Consider the following 17,512-nt stretch of genomic DNA (forward strand, 5'->3'; position numbering starts at 1 on the left):
CCACGACGCACTCTCCGTGTCACAAACACGTATGAGTGTGGAAGGCCTGTGTCGTTTGATAGGGTGTGGTTCGCAGGGGGGCGGTCACAACGGTTCCAACCGGGTAGGTCCGGTGGCAGCGTGAGAGGTTAATGACGCGCCGACCGTGATGTATTTCACCTACCAGGTGGACGGCGATGGCGCGACCTCCTACGAGGTCCAGAACGGCAGCGTGGCGACCTTCTGGTTCGGCCACACCTTCACCCTCGATGGCACCACGTATTACACGGGTTTCTCCTGGGATACCCGCGAGCACTACGGCAAGCCGGGCGAGCAGACGCCGGCCGGTCCGGATGACCGCGCCAACCTCGCCGAGGCCACCTTCGTGCTGGCCGGCGCGGACGCCAGGAAGCCATGGAAGTTCCGTGGCCAGGAATGGACCATCGGCGCACTGGGCGCGTACGACAAGGCCGACGATGTCGATACCCGGCGCAAGCCGCTTGAACATCGCACCGCCGACGGTCGCCTGCTGCTGGCGGTGCCGACCAGCAGCTTCGACCGCGGCATCAGCAGTACTGGCTATGCACTGCTGCTGTTCAACCCCAAGCGCAGCGAAGACGACGTGGACAGCAAGGTCTGGCGCTATGTCGGTTCGGTGCGTACGGGCGAGGACAACAGCGCCGCCTGCGACGAAGGCAACGTGATGCCCTGCACCGACAGCGATGGCGAACTGGCCTTCGCTGCCGACGGCAACGGCCTGCCGCGACTGACCGTGACCTTCAAGGGCACCACCATCGAAGGCCCCGGCAAGACCCGCGCACTGGGTGCCGGCGACGCCGTGCACTACACCTTCGACAGCGCGACCCAGCAGTACGTCGCGCCCTGATAGCACCCGCCACGCGCGGGCTCCCTGTTGACCGACATGTTCTTGACTCACGGATGAGTCCGGTTGGCGATTCGCGGCATGCGCCGCTCCATCAACCCCGAGGAAAACGTCATGGCACAGCATGACTACAGCAGAAAGGAAGTCCTGGACATCGTCGAGCAGGTCGCCCGGCAGAAAGGCATTCCGGTCGATGACTTCATGCGCTTCGCGCACATCGAGACTGGCGGCACCTTCAACGAGCGCGCCCACAACACCTCATCCGGCGCCAAGGGCCTGTTCCAGTTCGTGCCCGGCTCCGCGCGCCAGTACCACCTGACCGGCCACGAGTTCGACCCCACCCGCAACACCGAAGCGGCCGCGCAGATGTACCAGGACAACCTGGACTCGATGGCGCGCCGCAACGAGCGCACCGGCAACCCCTACCTGTCCGGCGGCAGCACGCCCACCGGGCTGGACCTGTACCTGGCCCACCAGCAGGGCAGCGCCGGCTATGGCTCGGTACAGACCGCCATTGCCACCGGCACCTTCGGCGTGGTCCGCAACAGCCACGGCGAAGAGATCAACATGCGCCGCAACGTGCTGAACCAGATCGGTTCCGACGCGAAGGCGCTGACCGGCCACACCCTGGCCGAGATGCGCGGCATGAACGATGGCGACCTGGCGCGGACGTTCTCCAGCTACTACATCCACAAGTACGCGGCGATCAGCATTCCGGAAAAGAACATCGAACCGCAGACTGTGGCGCAGGGCCAGGGCCAGACCCCGACAGCGCCTGCACAGGCCAGCGCAGCCGTGGCGGCGGGTGCAGCCACGCTGGCGGCAACCGCAACGGCGGCCACCGCGCCGAAGCCGGGCATCGTACTGCAGGCCGCCTACGAGGCCGGCGTGAAGTACGACCACGTGAAGTACGCGATCAACATTCCGGGTCACGCGCTGTACGTACCGGGCAAGACCGGCAAGAACGTGGAGCAGGGTTACATCGATTGCTCCGGCTGGGTCGGCACGCTGCAGAACCGGACCATGGACGAGATCAACCAGAAGGCCGGGCATGCGGTGTTCAGCAAGGCCGATCGCATCGACCTGGGCAACCTGGGTTCCGGCGGCATCGTGCGCAAGGCGTTCGACCAGTCCGGCGTGCTGCTGGACCGCGACGCGATCCTGAAGCCCGATGCGCTGAAGGAAGGCATGATCATCGGCCTGGATACGGCCAGGACCCGCCATGAGCACTGGAACGGCATCGACCACATCGTGATGGTGGTGCGCGACCCCAACACCGACAAGCTGCTGATCAGCCAGTCCACCGGCAGCAAGGGCGTGCACACCATGCCGGTCGAGGACTACCTCAAGCAGGTGAAGGACCACCCGAACTGGAAGCTGTACGCCTCCGATCCGCTGTCCAAGGCGCGCGACCTGCTGGAAAACCGCACCCAGTCGCATGAGCAGACCCAGGGCAAGCCTGCCGCCGAGCACAAGGCCGCTGCCACCCCGCACGCCGAACTGTACAAGCAGGGCGCGCACAGCGAGGGCGTGCGCAAGGTGCAGGAGCAGCTGGGCCACCTCGGCTACGTCGGTGCCGACGGCAAGCCGCTGGTCGAGGATGGCCGCTTCGGCCGCAACACCGACGCGGCGGTGCGCCAGCTGCAGAAGGACAACGGCCTGGTGGCCGACGGCATTGTCGGGGTGAAGACGCTGGAGGCAATCAAGGAAGCCCGCGAGCGCCCGCTGCTGAACGACGAACGGCACCCGCGCAATCCGCTCTTCATCCAGGCCAGCAAGGGTCTGGAACTGATGCCGGCAGGCACCTTCAAGGATCGCCACGCGCTGGAAAGCGCCGCCGCGGCCCTGACCAGGGAGGCGCATGCCGCCGGCCTGCAGCGCATCGACACGGTGGTGCCGAGCCCGAACGGTGAGCGCCTGTTTGCCGTGCAGGGCACGATCGGCGACCCCGCCGCCAGCCGCGTGGCGGTGGACACCCGTGCGGCCAGCGAGCAGAGCCTGGCGCTCAGCAGCGGTGCCGTGCAGGGCGCGCCGAACGTGCTGCACCAGCAGCAGGACGCCCAGCAGGAGCAGGCCCGGCAGGCACAGAAGGCGATGGGCGTCTAAGCCCGCAGCGCCTTGGCAGAGAAGGGAGGGCCACGTCCGCGTGGCCTTTTCCCTTTCTGCCAGCTGAGCGGCCGAGGCCGCTTTCAGCCTTGCTTCATGCCGCCTGCCGCTAGATGAATGCGCAAGCCGCACGGTGGACCAGGCAATGTTCCGGCAATGTTGGAACGCCAGCGTGGACATCACGGCAGCCGGGGCGCCCCGCGCCCTCCCTGCCCAGCGTGGCATGCACCTCACAGGAGAACGAACATGCTCAGTACTTCCGCACTCAGCTTCCGTGGTCTGGCGATGGCTCTGGCACTGGTGGCCGGTGTGGCCGTGGTCAGCGATGCCAGCGCGATGTCGAGGAAGGACAAGCGCACCCTGGTCGGCGCCGTGGTCGGTGGCGTGGCCGGCAACCTGCTCTCCAACGGCGATCCTGCTGCCACCGTCGGCGGCGCCGTGGCCGGCGGTGCGATCGGCAACCTGACCACCTCCGACCGCCGCGACCGCCGTTACTACGACAATCGTCGTTACGACGACCGCTACGATCGCCGTTACGACCGTGGCTACTACCGCAGCGGCTACTACGACCGTGGCAACGACCGTCGCTGGCAGCGCGAGCGCTACTACGACAACCGCTACTACCACGACCGCGGTCGCCATCGCGGCTGGTAAGCAGCGCGGCATCTCCCATGCCGATGCACGGACGGGCGGGCCGATGACCCGCCCGTTTGCGTTGGCCGCGTGCATGGCGTTGAATGCGCAGCCTTGGATGTGACTTTCCCCACTGGGGCTGCGGCATGACTTCTTCCTCCCACCGCGTGCAGGGCCTCAACAACGACGAGGTTGCTGCCGACTGGCCACCTATCAGCGCGGCGGACATTGCGTGGCTGCGCCAGCGCTACCCTCAGCTGGACGAGCGCAGCCAACCGCGCTGGCACAGCCCACGGCCGCTGTCGGCCGCCGCCATCGTCAACGGCGTGGACGGCGCGGTGTTCATCAAGCGCCACCACCACAGCGTGCGCAGCGCGGCCTGCCTGGAAGAAGAACACCGCTTCATCACCCATCTCGCCGCAGCGGGCGTGCCGGTGGTGCAGGTGCTGCCAGCGACCGATGGCCACACTGCGATCGAACACGGCGAATGGACCTTCGAGCTGCATGCGATCGGCATCGGCGAGGATCTGTACCGCGATGCCGTGTCGTGGTCGCTGCTGACCGATGCCGCGCAGGCCCGCGAGGCTGGTCGCATGCTGGCCCGGTTACACCACGCCGCCGCCAGCTACCACGCGCCCCAGCGCAGCACCCATGTGCTGGTCGCGCGCGACGATCTGATCCGTGCCGACGATCCGATCGCGGCCATCAAGGCAGGACTGCACGAGCGCCCCGGGCTGGCCCGCTATCTCGCGCGCATTCCGTGGGAAGCGCAGCTGCAGCGTGACGTGCTGCCGTGGCATGCCGGCCTGGCCGAGCGCCTGCGCGCTGAGCCACGGTTGTGGGCGCACAACGACTGGCACGTTTCCAACCTGCTGTGGCGCGATGGGCAGATCAGTACCGTGATGGATTTCGGCCTGGCCTCGCCCACCAGTGCGCTGTTCGACCTCGCCACGGCGATCGAGCGCAACGCGGTGGCGTGGCTGGAACTGGAGCGCGGCATGGAGGCGGTGCGTATCGATATCGCGCTGGCCCTGCTCGACGGCTACCGCCAGGTGCTGCCGCTGTCGGCGGCACGCGTGCACCTGCTGGCCGACCTGCTGCCGATGGTCCATTTCGACTTCGCACTGTCCGAAGTGGAGTACTTCGAAGGCGTCACCGGCTCGACCGCCAATGCCGACGTAGCGTGGCAGCCCTTCATGCTGGGGCATCCGGCGTGGTTCCACAGCGCGCCGGGACAGGCACTGCTGCAGGCGCTGCACGCGGCAGCCTGAAGGGCACCGGCTCGCAAATCCGTACCATTTGTAGTGAAATGGTCACCTGAAGCGGGGGTGCCTGGATCTGCCAGGCTGAGAGAGTCCCTTGGAACCTGATCCGGTTTGCACCGGCGTAGGGAGCTTTGAGCCGCAGCCACACCCCCATCATGGGCCGGTGCACCTGCGCGCCGTCGCTTCGTCTCCCTTGTTGTCCGAAGACGAACCGAATGAACCGCTGCCTGCGCCCCACCCTGCTCTCCCTCGCCCTCTGCGCCGCGCTGCCGCTGCACGCCAGCGAGGCCGAGGCGTCCCCTGATGCGGCTGCCACCGGCGCCGAACGCTCGCCGACCGAACTTGCGGCGGTGCGCGTGCAGGCCGGCAAACCGAAGACCGATACCTCACGCGTGAACGCCTTCGGTGGCGGCAGCTGGAAGGACACGCCGGCCTCGGTGAACGTGCTCGAGCGCGATTACCTCGACCGCCGCCAGGTACGTTCGCTGTCCGAGCTGGCCAGCAACGATGCCTCGCTGGGTGATGCCTATGCACCGGTGGGCTACTACCAGAACATCGCCATCCGCGGCTTCGCGCTGGACGCGGCCACCGGCTACCGCTTCAACGGCCTGTCCATCGCCGGCGAACAGCGTCTGGCGCTGGAGAACATACAGTCGGTTGAGATCCTCAAGGGTGAAGCCGGTCTGGCCGCAGGCGTGATGGCGCCCGGCGGCATCATCAACTACATCGGCAAGCGCCCGGCCGAAGTGCGCACCGCCACGCTCGGCACCGACTCGGAAGGCTCGCGCTACGTCGCCGTCGATGTCGGCCACTGGATCACCCCGCGTTTCGGCCTGCGCCTGAATGCCGCCTGGGACTCCAGCAATTCCTATGTCGAGCACGCCGATGGCCGTCGCAACTTCTACTCGCTGGCCGCCGACTGGCTGATCGGCGAGCGCGGCAAGCTGGAAGTGGATGCCAACTACCAGACCAGTTCGCAGCGTTCGGTGTCCGGCTACCAGCTGCTGGGCGCGCGTGATCTGCCGCGCGGCGTCGATCGCGAGCACCTGCTCGGCTACCAGCCGTGGCAGCGCCCGGTGGACATCGCCAGCACCAACATCACCGCGCTGCATACCTACGACTTCAACGAGGCCTGGCAGTCGCGCGTCTCGGTCGGCCACAGCCGTTCGGTGATCGATGACAACGTCGCCTTCGCCTATGGCTGCTACTACGCCGTGCAGTGCGCCGATGGCAGCGTGCCGGGCAACTACTTCGCGCCCAACGGCGACTACGACGTCTACGACTACCGCAGCCCGGACGATACCCGCCGCAACCAGCAGGCCCGAGCCGAACTGCGTGGCCGCTTCGAGACCGGCAGCGTCGGCCATGAGCTGACCCTCGGCGCCGACTACTTCCGCCGCACCGTGGACAAGCGCCCGAGCGTCAACGAATACGTCGGCACCACCAACATCCACGACGCGCAGGTGCCGGTATTCGTGCCGTCGCCGAAGATGCCGGGACCGTCCGCACGTCGCCTGGACAGCCGCCAGACCGCGTTCTTCGCGCTGGACCGGATCAGCTTCGGCGATGACTGGCAGTGGCTGGCCGGTGGCCGCTTCGTGCGCCTGGACGAGCGCGCCTACGACAAGCGTGGCGTCCCGCAGCGGCACAGCCGCCTGTCGCGCTTCCTGCCGCAGACCGCGCTGGTGTGGAAGGCCACCGACCAGCTCAATGCCTATGCCAGCTACGTGCGCGGCATTTCGCTGGGCCAGGAGGCGCCGTTCTGGACCAGCAACGCCGACACCTTCCTGCCGTCGGTGCAGTCGCGGCAGCTGGAAGTAGGCGTGAAGTACGTGCCGGTCGAGGCGCTGACCCTGGGCGCGGCGGTGTTCCGCATTTCGCAGCCGTACCAGTACGCCAAGCCCGACAACAGCGACGTGGGCTACACCTTCATCGAAGAAGGCACGCAGACCCACACCGGCCTGGAGCTGACCGCCAACGGCCAGCTGACCGACGCGCTGCAGATCGTGGCCAGCGCCAGCGTGCTGCAGGCGCGCGCGCGCGACACCGGCACGCCGGCCTATGAAGGCCATCAGCTGGTGAACGTGCCGAAGGTGCGTGCCAGCGTGCACGTGGCCTACGCGCTGCCGTTCGTGCAGGGCCTGGATGTGACCGGCGGCTGGCGCTATGCCGGTGCCAACGTGGCACGCGCCGACGGTGGCGTACGCGCACCGGACTACTCGGTGTTCGATGCTGGCCTGCGCTTCCAGCATCGCCTGCACGAGCGTGCGGTGACCTGGAACCTGTCGGTGGACAACGTGTTCAACCGCTTCTACTGGCGCGATACCGGCAGCAGCGGCGGTGACTACTACCTGTTCCCCGGCGCACCGCGACAGGCCCGCCTGTCGGTGACGTTCGCGCTGTGAGCGGCGTCATGCTCGAGTGGACCGCCGCGCTGTGCAGCATCCTCGGCGTCTGGCTGATGGCCCGGCGCCGGCTGGCGGCGTGGCCGGTGGGCCTGCTGTCGGTGACGCTGTATGGCCTGGTGTTTGCCGAGGCCAAGCTGTACTCGGACACCCTGCTGCAGGTCGCCTTCGGTGGCTTCCTGGTCTATGGCTGGCTCAACTGGCGGCAGCATGCCGCCGACGAGGGCAGCATCCGCATCGTGCCGCTGGCGCGTAGCAAGCTGCTGCGCGACCTGGCCATCGGCCTGTGCGGTGGCGTGGCGCTGGGTGCGGGCATGCACACCTTCACTGATGCCGCACTGCCCTGGCTGGACGCGATGCTGACCGCGCTGAGCCTGGTCGGCCAGTGGTGGCAGGCGCGCCGCCACGTGGCCTGCTGGTGGGTGTGGATCGCGGTGGACGTGGTCTATGTGGGTGCGTACCTGTTCAAGTCGCTGCACGTGACCGCCGCGCTGTACGTGTTCTTCCTCGGCCTGGCCGTGTTCGGCCTGCGCGCATGGAGCGCCGCCGCGCGTGAGCCACAGGTGGCAACGCAGTAGAGCCACGCCATGCGTGGCTGGAGGCCACCGGTAGTCGCCAACCTTGGTTGGCGCGCCTGCCGACCACGGTCGGTTACCAGGCACATCCACGCATGGCGTGGATCTACTGGGTAAGCAGCAAACCCAGCCGCAGCGGCTGCCGCATGTCGGCCGGTGGGGCCGCCTGCAACGGCGCGGCCTGCAGCGTCGCGCGCAGGTCGGCGTCGACCTGGGCATCACCCAGGCTGTCGAACTCCAGCTTCGAAATGCGACCATCTGCCGCGATCCACACGCTCACCGGCAACGGCGTCGGCGCATCCGGATGTGCCTGCAGCCATTCCAGCACGCGCTGCGCCTGCGGGTCCTGCTCCTGCTGCAGGCGCTGCTGCAGCTGACCACCCACGGCGGCGGCGTAGGCCATCCAGTGCGGAGGGGCTTCCTGCGCGGACACCGCGGCGCTCCCCAGTGCCAGCGCACCGAACAATGCTGCCAGCCGCTTCCACCCGCGGCGTGCGCCGCTCCTGTTTCCGGTCATGGTCATCGCCCGCCTCCTGCACTCCCATCCAGCACGACATGGTCGGCGCGGTAGATGACAGGCAGATGGCGGCACAGTAGAACCACGTCATGCGTGGCTGCTACGGGCAACGTGTGCACCATCCACGCATGGCGTGGATCTACTGGAACAGATCGGCCAGTAGCATGCGCAAGGACGAGAGGCGCGATCAGTCGCCCAGGTCGGCCAGCACCTTGCGCGAGGGCGCGAAGAAGGTCACGCCGGTGGTGGCGGTGGAGAAATCAAGGATGCGGTCATGCAGCGGTGCGGGATTGCCGATGAACATGCGCTCGAGCATCGTCTCGATCACCCACAGGCGGCGCGTGTAGCCGATGAAGTAGGTGCCGTACTCGCCGCGGCCCGGGTTGGCGAACGGCATGTTGTCGCGCAGGATCTCGTGCTCGCCGTCGGCATCCTCGATGGTGCACAGCGTCTTGTGCGACTTCTGCGCATCGGCCGGCGCATCGTCCAGCTCAATGTTGTCGTGCTTGGTGCGGCCGATGATCGCTTCCTGCGCTTCGGTCTTCTGTGCGCGCCAGGCATCAAGATTGTGCAGGTACTTCTGCACCACCACGTAGCTGCCGCCGGCATGCTCCGGGTCTTCCTCGCCCACGATGGTGGCTTCCGGCAGCGCCAGCCCTTCCGGGTTGGCGGTGCCATCGACGAAATCGAGCAGGTCGCGGCCATCGAAATAGCGGAAGCCGGCCACGTCATCGACCGTCTCCACCGCATCGCCAAAGGCCATCAGCAGGTTGCGCTCGAACGCCACGATCAGATCCATCGTGCGTGCACGGATGTGGTACAGCAGGTCACCGGGTGTGGACACGGCCGTGTGGGTCGCACCCTTGATCTCGCGGAACGGCTTCAGCTCGCGCGGCGGCGTGGTGCCCACCAGCGGCTGCCACACGCGGTGGCCGATGGCCACGTTGCAGGTGAAGGTGCGCTCGATCTCGCGGATGGCAGTGTTCTTGATCAGGTCATCGGTGCTGGCCAGTACCTCGCGCGCCTTCGCGATCGACGCCTCATCGTCCTTCACCTTCAGCACCAGGAACGCCGCCGAATGGGTCAGTGGCGCGGTGATCTGCTGCGGCTCGTTGTCGAGCGTGTGGTTGAGGGCGGTGATCGGTGCGGGCTGGGAGTTCACGGCGGTTCCTGCTGGCTTGAGGCGGGCGCATCGCGTGTGGCGATGTGCGGGCGATCATAGCGGAACCGCCTGACCAGGGACGGAGCGGTTCTCGTTCCGTCCACCGGCGGTGGTACGAAGACCTCAATCCACATCACTCCAGACCGCCAGCTCATAGCCATCCAGATCGCGGAAGTGGAAGCGGCGGCCACCGGGGAAGGCGAACACCGCCTGTACGACTTCGCCACCGGCAGCGATTACACGCTGCTGTGCATCGGCCAGGTCCGCGCAGTAGAGGATCACCAGCGGCCCCCCATGGGCACGCACCGGCGCGTCGGCCACGAAGCCACCTTTCAGACGGCCGTCGTCGAACTCGGTGTAGGCCGTGCCGTAGTCCGTGAAATGCCAGCCGAACACCTCGCCGTAGAAGCGCTTGCTACGGGCAATGCCGGCGACGTTGAATTCGATGTTGTCGATGCGGCGTTCGGCATCGTGAGTAGCGGCATGGCTCATGGCGTGGCTCCTGGGTGGGAGCCCAGCTTCAGTCAGCGCGGCACCGCGGTCTTGAACGAAACGGCCATCATTGGCCCCATTCCAGGCGCAGTTCGCGTGCGGTCATGCTGGCAAGCTCACGCGCCTCGCGGCTGAGATGGGCCTGGTCGGCATAGCCGGCCTCGGCGGCCAGCATCGCCAACGAGTGCTGCGGCAGCGCGCGGCTGTGGCGAAGAAAACGTTGCAGGCGCAGGATCCGCTCCAGCGTCTTGGCCCCGTAGCCGAACTGCGACTGGCTGAAACGCCGCAGGCTGCGCGGGCTCAGGTTCAGGTGCACCGCCAGCGTATCCAGCGTGGCGTCACCAGCGGCGAGCGCCCGGAACAGGACATGTGCGCGCTGCGCCGGGGTATCGAGCGCGGACGCACCCATATGCTGCTGCAGGCAGTGCGCCATCCGCTGCAGGCGCTGTGCAGGCGCGGTGTCGCCGATGGAGGCCGCAGCCTTCTTCGCCCATGCGCCCTTCAGATCAGCCAGTGGCACGGCCTGGCCGATGATCCCGGCCAAGGGCAGGCCCAGCGCGGCCAATGCCTGGCCGGGACGGAAGCGTGCGCCCAGCACCTGCGCACCGGGTGCCAGCGCCGGGTGCGCGGCCACGCGGTCCGGGCCGACCACGAACAACGCACCGTCGCGCCAGAGGATATCCACGCAACCATCGGGCAATACGGTGATGTGCCCATCGGCATCGGCAGGAAGCTGGCTTTGCCACAACTGGCCAAAGTGGCCACGCAGCGGCGCAGGCGCCAGATGCTCCTGGTAGGCCGTGCCAGTACCTGCGAGGGAGTAAGGGTCGCCCATGCCGCATTGTGGCGCCACAGGGCCCATAAAAGTGAAGCCCGGCGCGAGGCCGGGCTTCGGTTGGCGTGTGGGAGAGAGAGAGAGAGTCACACGCCAGCACAACACGCACTAACGACAGGCGTTTGTTACCAGGTGAAGCGCGGGCCCACGAACCACTCGCGGTCGCCGGCCTTGGCCAGCTTCACTTCGCCGCTCAGGCCCCAGTTCTGGTTGAACTTGGCGGTGGCGCCGACACGGCCGTAGAACTCGCCGTCCGGGTTGTAACCGTGCTTCTTGCTGAAATCTTCGTAGCCGGCCATCACGTAGCCTTCCACGTACGGGTTGAATGCGGTGCGCACGCCCACTTCGGTGGAGTAGCCGTTGAAGTCCAGGCCGCGCTTCTCGTCGTACTTCTGGTACGCAACACGGGCCACCAGGTCGGTGTTCGGTGCGATGCCGTAGTTGTAGCCGACACCCAGGCGCCACTGGTCGACGTCATTCTTGAACTTGTCGGTTTCCTGGGAGCTGTAGTCGCCAAAGACGTGGAAGTTCGGGTGCACCGCAACGGAACCCTTCACCTTCCAGCCGTCGGCGTCGCCGCCCTTGGCATCGGTGTTCACGTAGCCGCCTTCAACGTAGTTGTACGACAGGCCATCGGTTGCCGATGCAGCGAACGGCAGAGCAGCCAGAAGACCCAGGGCAAGCAGCGAATTCTTGTTCATCGGGACACACCTTTAATTATTTTGGTTTCGCCGACCGCCTCCCGGGAGGGGGAGAGAGAGGAGGCGGTCGACAGGTGTGAATTATCCGTTAGGGGGTCTAATCAACCCTGAATATTGAACTGACTGGTGTATAAATAAGGCTCGCGTTCAGGGAACTCCGCATGGCATTGCTGTCGGCTTCTTACGTGCACCACGCTCGATGCCTGATGCGGGCACTGATCCTGATCGCCTCGCCAGTCGCGCTGCTGCAGGCACAGGCGGCTGAGCGCATCGTTTCTGCCGGGCACATCGTCGTACAGACAGACGATGTCACGCGCTTCTTCAAGGTGCTGGACGCCAACCAAGGGCGCCCAAGCGCCGATGATCTGCAGCACGGCTATCTGGATGCGGGTACGGATGCCCTGCGCAGCTTCACCGACAGCCGTATCGGCTCGATGGAGCGGCTGGCCAGGGCCATCCAGGACAAGCCGGCATTGTTTGCGAAAGTGAGAACCTGCGCGACCGCATTGCCATCGATCCGCACGCGCGTCGCCGCTGCCGTCGATCAGCTGGGCGCCCTGTTGCCGTCTGCGCGCTTTCCTCCGGTCACCGTGCTGGTGGGCCGCGGCAACAGTGGTGGCGTGACCACCGAAGCAGGTGTGGTCATCGGACTGGAAGCGTTGTGCAATGCCGACTGGATGCAGGCCGATGTAAGCGACCGCTTCGTGCACCTGATCGCCCATGAGTACGTGCACGTGCAACAGCCCGGTGCACGCGTTGATGCCGAGCAGCCCACCCTGCTCTATCAGACGCTGCTGGAAGGCGGTGCCGAATACGTGGCCGAACGGATCTCCGGGCAACCGGCCAACGCACATCTGCAGCGTTGGACGCAGGGTCGCGAGTGTGCGCTGGAGCGCGCGTTCCTGCAGGACAGCATGGGTACCGATCTTTCGAGGTGGCTGTACAACGGCCCCGGCGACGACGCGCGCCGCGGAGATCTCGGCTACTGGATCGGCTACCGCATCGCCCATGCCTATGTTGCGCGCGCGCCCGACACGCACAACGCCATCGCCGAACTGCTGGATGTCCAGCCTGGAAACGCTGCAGCGCTGCTGAAAGCAAGTGGATGGCAACCTGCGTGCGGAGCAGGCGAAAGCACGCAGACGCGCATGCCGTGATGCCGGCTTCATGCAGGTGAATGGGTGATGTTTAACAGGCACAAGGCGATACGCCGATGCAGATCAGCTCGCTTGATCCCGCTTGTTAAGGTTTGTTGATTTGCAGGCCTTCACAGCCCATCCACGTACTCAAATTCCAGCTGAAAGCGCTTGGTAGCGCCGGGAACAAACGCCGCTATATTCCAGCTTCCCCAGACGAAGGAGGGAGTGGAATGAAACTGACCTCGCAACACATGAAGATGGCCCGTGCACTCAGCGTGGCGCTCATCGCCACCGTGAGCCTTGGCGCTTGCGCCTCTTACAAGAACGAATTTGCAACGATCAACTCGCGTCTCGACCAGCTCGATGTAAAGGTGCAGGGCGCCGCCCAGAGTGCCGAGTCCGCCAACCAGTCGGCGCAGCAGGCCAACCAGCGTCTGGACCAGATCGAAGGCCGCGTGCAGCAGCTTGAAAGGGCCCCTGCCGGCCGCAAGCCGCGCGGTTAATCGCTCCCTCACCGTTTGAATTGATCCACCTCTGTATCGGGAACCAGTGGCCTTCGCCGGCCACTGGCATCCTTCCACCAAGATTGCATTGCAAGGAGTCGTCCCATTCGTACCTCCTCCTCCCCTGCACGCCGCACCCTCCATGCCGCACTGGCCATGGCACTGGTCGTTGCGTGCAGCGGCGTAGCCAATGCCAGGGACAAGGACGCACCTGCACCTCCGGTGGCCGCAGTCGATGAACTTCCCACCGACCAGAGCGTCTCCGAGACGGTGATCGAACTGGCCGGCTGGGTGGTCGCCAGCAAGGACAACCAGGGTTATCCGTTCGCGATCATGGACAAGGCGGCTGCGCAGGTACTGGTCTTCGGTGGAGACGGCAAGCTGCGTGGCGCGGCACCGGCGCTGTTCGGTTCGGCCGTCGGCGATCACTCGGCCCCCGGCGTTGCCAAGCTCGCGCTGAGTGCGATTCCAGGCCATGACCGCACCACCCCGGCGGGCCGTTTCATTGGTGGCTACGGCCCCTCCGACGATGCCGGTCGCGTGCTGTGGGTGGACTACGATTCCGCCGTCTCGATGCACCCGCTTCCGCCAGGCACCCCGAAAGAGAAGCGCGCCGAACGGCTGGCATCACCTTCGCCGGACGACAACCGCGTTACGCACGGCTGCATCAACGTCACGCCCGCGTTCTACGAGCAGATCGTGCAGTCCACGTTCGAGAAGGGTGGTGTGTTCTACATCCTGCCGGACAAGGATTCGATCGCGAAGACGTTCCCGGAGTTCGCGCAGAGCCGCGGGGATGCAAAGGACGAAGACGAGAAAGGCGCGCGGCGCGCGAGCAAGTAGCGGACGCTTTGCCTGCGGCCGTGGCTGGTTGTGGTCGGGGTGCGACCAGGCCTGTTGACGACGCGAGCCTGCGCTGCAGGCAGAGGTTCCCGGGCACGCTCCTGGCAGGCCCTACCTGGACCCCACTCATCGCGGACGTCCCGCCGTCGTCGTGGCGCTGCCCATATGGACCGGATATGGCATCGCGCTCCCACGACGTCAAAGAATCCTTGAATTCATGAGGATTTTTTGCAGGCTGGACGCCTTTGCAAATAAATCCTTCTTCTAATGAGGATTTTCTTGCATCCAGCTCTTTTGCAAAGAAATCCTCAAGGACGAAAGGATTTTAAGTAATCTCGGGTTCTGCGCGAAAAATCCTCACTGTAGTGAGGATTATATGGTATAGACGATGGGTCGAATCCAGAGCGTCAGGCTCTGCTGGGGGAGTTCCCATTGAAGATCAGGCTTGAGAAGGCTGAGGCCTTGGGACCACTGGTGAGAGCCGCCCGCAAGCATCAGGGGCTACGCCAGGATGCAACCGCCGAAGGCATCGGGGTCAGCGAGAATTTCCTGGCCAAGGTCGAACGCGGCGGTACCACGGTGCAATGGGGCAAGTTGTTCACCGTGCTTGATGAGCTGGGGCTGCATGTCGAAATCGACGTGCCGGACGAAGCGATGGCCCTGCTGGCCAAACATGTCAACGGGAAGGTGCCATGAGCGCCCCCCCTATCGACCTCAAGGACGTCATTACAACGACCGTCCTGTCTGGACTGCACTATCCGCTTCCACCACGCGAACTGCAGGTCAGCATCGACGAAGCGCCGGTGGGCCGCCTGACCGAAGCAGCAAACCTGTGGCACTTCACCTATGCGCCGGAGTGGCTCGGCAGCGCACATCGGTTTCCACTGGCGCCTGCGTTGCCACTGCAAGACACCGCCATCCTCGATGGCTCCAGCCAACGGCCCGTGCAGTGGTACTTCGACAATCTGCTGCCGGAAGAGCAGCAACGCACGCTGATGGCAACCGATGCCAGGGTGGATGGCGCGGACGCGTTCGCATTGCTGGCCACCTATGGCGCGGAATCGGCAGGCTCATTGACGCTGCTGCCTCCAGGCGAGCGCCTGCCACCCGGCGGCAGAAAACCACTGCCCGATGCGGAACTCTCCACTCGTATCCAAGGCCTGCCACGCACGTCGCTTGCGGCGGGTGCCGCCAAGCGCATGTCACTGGCAGGTGCCCAGCACAAGCTGGCAATCATCGACACAGGGGGAGAACTCTATCAACCTCTGGGCGCCGAGCCCTCGACCCACATTCTCAAGCCTGACAGCACCAGCAGCAGTTACCCGCACAGCGTGGCCAACGAATGGTTCGTGATGCGCCTTGCACAGCGCATGGGGCTGCAGGTGCCGAAGATCGAGCGCCGCTACGTACCGGAGCCGGTCTTCATCATCGAGCGCTTTGATCGCGAAATCACCGCCGACGCCATCCACCGACGGCACGCGATCGACGCCTGCCAGCTGCTCAACCTCGACCGGCAGTTCAAGTACACGCTCGGCAGCATCGACACCCTGAAGGTCATCGTCGAGCAATGCAGAAGCAAGCTCAAGACGCGCGTCCGCCTGTTCGACTGGTTGATCTTCAATGTACTCACCGGCAACAACGATGCGCACCTGAAGAACCTGAGCTTCCTGGTCGGCAGCAGGGGCATCGAACTGGCCCCCCACTACGACCTGCTGTCCACCGCATGTTACGAGACCCGCGCGTATGCCGACGAGGGCGCACGTTGGCCAGAACGCTCGGAACTGTCGTGGCCCATTCTCGGCGTCGCGCGCTTCCACGACCTTCGTTTCGAGCATCTGGTTTCTGCCGGTGAAGCGCTGGGCCTGGGAAGGCCGGCTGCCACCCGGCAGCTGCGCCATCAGATCGACCGCATCACGAGCGAAGCCCAGGCGCTTTACGCGCTGGTGCTACAGGAAAACCAGCAATGGTCGACCCGTTTCGACATCGGCCCAACCCTGGAAGGCGAGGTGCATTTCCTGAGAACACTGGTCCACGTGATCATCGCTGACATGGTGAGGCAGCTTTCACCTGCATGATGCGGCCGCCGGAACATCATCCGGCGTCACCACCGATTACTCGCAGGACTCGCCTTCTTCCTTCAGCATCGCTTTGTCCACCGGCTGCTCGCGCTCGATCAGCGCGCGCTGCTCGTCGCTCGGCTCGCCCAGCCACCACACACGGCAGCGCGCGGTAAGACGGCCGACCATCTTCGACTGATCGGGCGAATACAGCATCGCCAACGTGGTGCCGGGGCAGTCGTGGGCCTGGCAGGCGGTATAGAACCACCACGGCTCGCCCTGCAGCACCACCAGCTCGCCAGGTCCGCTGGGCCCGCTCAACAGGCGTTCGCGCAGCGACGGAATCTCCTTGTCGGCGGATTCGGCCGCGGCCGTGTTCTTCATCAGGGCGTTGAACGCGGCCAGCACCTTCGGGTCCTTGCGGCCGCAGTCGTCCACGGTGTTGCCGCCCACCAGAGTGAAGAAATGCGTCGCCAGCGGGTTGTCCGCACAGGTGAGTTCGCCGCCGGCGCTCGGGTCTTCCGGTTCGCCTTCGTTGTCCCACACCGAGGGGTCCACACCGTCTTCGATGGACGGTTCTTTTTCGACCACCGTCGCTGTGGCGGCCGGTGCTTCGGCGGTCGGTGCCGGCCCGGCCGGCGCTGCGGCCGGTGCCGGTGCCTGTCCGCAGGCCGCCAGCAGTGCGACCATCATCGCCATCCCTGTGACTCGAATCTTCATTCCGTGTCCTTGTCTGATCTGCAGTGCATGCGCCACGCGGACGCCTGCGTGATTCTAACCAGCGGCGCGCTAGGATGCGTCCGTCGCCTTCCCATCATCGCCAGGGCCTGGACGCATGCGCCGCACACGACTCGCCATGAACTTCTGCAGTGCCCTGCTGCTGGCATCGCCGGCAATTGCCCACGATGCAGAAGGCGCGAAGCCTGCACAGCCTCTCCCGGATGCAGCCCTGCCCGCGCCGCTGGACCGTGTACTGCGCGACTACGAGCAGGCGTGGCGCACGGGTGATGCCAAGGCACTGGCTGCGCTGTTCGCCGAGGATGGCTTTGTGCTGCAGAGCAACCAGCCGCCGGTGCGCGGCCGCAGCGCAATCGAGGCCACGTATGCCGGCCAGGGCAGCAGTCCATTGCGGCTGCGTGTCCTGGCGTATTCTGTGGAGGGGAACACGGGCTACATCATTGGTGCCTACCGCTACGGCAGCAACGTGGTGGACACCGGCAAGTTCACGCTCACGTTGAAGCGCGTGGATGATGGGCCGTGGCTGATCTTCTCGGACATGGACAACACCAGCGCGCCGCCACGGGCGCGGTGATGAATGCCGGCGGGCATGGCCCGGCGCTACCGGGCGCCAACCAAGGTTGGCAGCTACCAGAAGCGGGTTCCGTCGTAGATCCACGCCATGCGTGGATGGGCCGCG

The 17,512-nt window shown here is 65.7% G+C and carries 18 protein-coding genes and 1 riboswitch; of the genes, 12 read left to right on the forward strand and 6 right to left on the reverse strand.

Annotated features, from left to right (window positions below; translation table 11 throughout):
- The first annotated feature begins 148 nt into the window (after positions 1–148).
- From EKL94_RS07490 to pnuC, 6 genes are all read left to right on the forward strand, one after another.
- Positions 149–865, forward strand: coding sequence for a hypothetical protein (locus tag EKL94_RS07490; protein ID WP_126928663.1), 717 nt, complete (start codon positions 149–151; stop codon positions 863–865).
- A 111-nt stretch (positions 866–976) separates the two neighbouring features.
- Entirely contained in the window at positions 977–2,968 is a 1,992-nt protein-coding gene (locus EKL94_RS07495; protein ID WP_126928603.1) for a peptidoglycan-binding protein, read from the forward strand.
- Positions 2,969–3,214: 246 nt separating this feature from the next.
- Entirely contained in the window at positions 3,215–3,622 is a 408-nt protein-coding gene (locus EKL94_RS07500; protein WP_005407617.1) for a glycine zipper 2TM domain-containing protein, read from the forward strand.
- A 125-nt stretch (positions 3,623–3,747) separates the two neighbouring features.
- Positions 3,748–4,872: a phosphotransferase enzyme family protein gene (locus tag EKL94_RS07505; RefSeq protein WP_126928604.1), complete on the forward strand. Its 1,125-nt coding sequence runs from the start codon at positions 3,748–3,750 to the stop codon at positions 4,870–4,872.
- 43 nt (positions 4,873–4,915) lie between these two features.
- A riboswitch (TPP riboswitch) is annotated at positions 4,916–5,011 on the forward strand.
- 70 nt (positions 5,012–5,081) lie between these two features.
- The gene (locus tag EKL94_RS07510) at positions 5,082–7,271 is read left to right on the forward strand and encodes a TonB-dependent receptor (protein ID WP_126928605.1); all 2,190 of its coding nucleotides are present in this window, start codon (positions 5,082–5,084) and stop codon (positions 7,269–7,271) included.
- Positions 7,272–7,279: 8 nt separating this feature from the next.
- A complete protein-coding gene (pnuC, locus tag EKL94_RS07515; protein WP_126928606.1) occupies positions 7,280–7,849 on the forward strand; it encodes a nicotinamide riboside transporter PnuC in 570 nt (189 codons plus the stop codon).
- Between the two features lie 103 nt (positions 7,850–7,952).
- Here the strand turns inward: pnuC and EKL94_RS07520 are convergent, their stop codons facing one another.
- The 5 genes from EKL94_RS07520 to EKL94_RS07540 form a co-directional block, all read right to left on the reverse strand.
- Complete coding sequence (locus tag EKL94_RS07520) at positions 7,953–8,369, reverse strand: hypothetical protein (RefSeq protein WP_126928607.1); 417 nt, start codon at positions 8,367–8,369, stop codon at positions 7,953–7,955.
- 181 nt (positions 8,370–8,550) lie between these two features.
- Positions 8,551–9,525, reverse strand: a complete 975-nt coding sequence (locus tag EKL94_RS07525; RefSeq protein ID WP_126928608.1) for a Dyp-type peroxidase — start codon at positions 9,523–9,525, stop codon at positions 8,551–8,553.
- Positions 9,526–9,648: 123 nt separating this feature from the next.
- Positions 9,649–10,017, reverse strand: a complete 369-nt coding sequence (locus EKL94_RS07530) for a VOC family protein (protein ID WP_126928609.1) — start codon at positions 10,015–10,017, stop codon at positions 9,649–9,651.
- A 67-nt stretch (positions 10,018–10,084) separates the two neighbouring features.
- Positions 10,085–10,852 carry a helix-turn-helix transcriptional regulator gene (locus tag EKL94_RS07535; protein WP_126928610.1) on the reverse strand — a complete coding sequence of 256 codons (768 nt, stop codon included), beginning with the start codon at positions 10,850–10,852 and terminating at the stop codon, positions 10,085–10,087.
- Between the two features lie 125 nt (positions 10,853–10,977).
- Positions 10,978–11,553, reverse strand: a complete 576-nt coding sequence (locus EKL94_RS07540; protein ID WP_126928611.1) for an OmpO family porin — start codon at positions 11,551–11,553, stop codon at positions 10,978–10,980.
- Positions 11,554–11,714: 161 nt separating this feature from the next.
- On the opposite strand from EKL94_RS07540, the gene EKL94_RS07545 reads away from it, so the two are divergent.
- From EKL94_RS07545 to EKL94_RS07565, 5 genes are all read left to right on the forward strand, one after another.
- Positions 11,715–12,710 (forward strand): DUF2268 domain-containing putative Zn-dependent protease, encoded by a 996-nt coding sequence (locus EKL94_RS07545; protein WP_260473402.1) that lies wholly within the window; start codon positions 11,715–11,717, stop codon positions 12,708–12,710.
- Between the two features lie 212 nt (positions 12,711–12,922).
- Positions 12,923–13,195 carry a hypothetical protein gene (locus tag EKL94_RS07550; RefSeq protein WP_012509703.1) on the forward strand — a complete coding sequence of 91 codons (273 nt, stop codon included), beginning with the start codon at positions 12,923–12,925 and terminating at the stop codon, positions 13,193–13,195.
- 156 nt (positions 13,196–13,351) lie between these two features.
- Positions 13,352–14,038, forward strand: a complete 687-nt coding sequence (locus EKL94_RS07555) for a hypothetical protein (protein WP_126928613.1) — start codon at positions 13,352–13,354, stop codon at positions 14,036–14,038.
- 432 nt (positions 14,039–14,470) lie between these two features.
- Positions 14,471–14,734, forward strand: a complete 264-nt coding sequence (locus EKL94_RS07560) for a helix-turn-helix domain-containing protein (protein ID WP_126928614.1) — start codon at positions 14,471–14,473, stop codon at positions 14,732–14,734.
- Positions 14,731–16,113: a HipA domain-containing protein gene (locus tag EKL94_RS07565; protein WP_126928615.1), complete on the forward strand. Its 1,383-nt coding sequence runs from the start codon at positions 14,731–14,733 to the stop codon at positions 16,111–16,113. The genes EKL94_RS07560 and EKL94_RS07565 overlap by 4 nt, the downstream gene beginning before the upstream one ends.
- 36 nt (positions 16,114–16,149) lie before the next feature.
- Here EKL94_RS07565 and EKL94_RS07570 read toward each other — a convergent pair whose 3' ends face one another.
- Positions 16,150–16,815: an Ivy family c-type lysozyme inhibitor gene (locus tag EKL94_RS07570; RefSeq protein ID WP_126928616.1), complete on the reverse strand. Its 666-nt coding sequence runs from the start codon at positions 16,813–16,815 to the stop codon at positions 16,150–16,152.
- A 136-nt stretch (positions 16,816–16,951) separates the two neighbouring features.
- Here EKL94_RS07570 and EKL94_RS07575 point away from each other — a divergent pair, with 136 nt between their 5' ends.
- Complete coding sequence (locus tag EKL94_RS07575; RefSeq protein WP_126928617.1) at positions 16,952–17,407, forward strand: YybH family protein; 456 nt, start codon at positions 16,952–16,954, stop codon at positions 17,405–17,407.
- The last annotated feature ends 105 nt before the right edge of the window (positions 17,408–17,512 follow it).

The sequence above is a fragment of the Stenotrophomonas maltophilia genome (assembly GCF_003970865.1).
Taxonomy (GTDB): domain Bacteria; phylum Pseudomonadota; class Gammaproteobacteria; order Xanthomonadales; family Xanthomonadaceae; genus Stenotrophomonas; species Stenotrophomonas maltophilia_AR.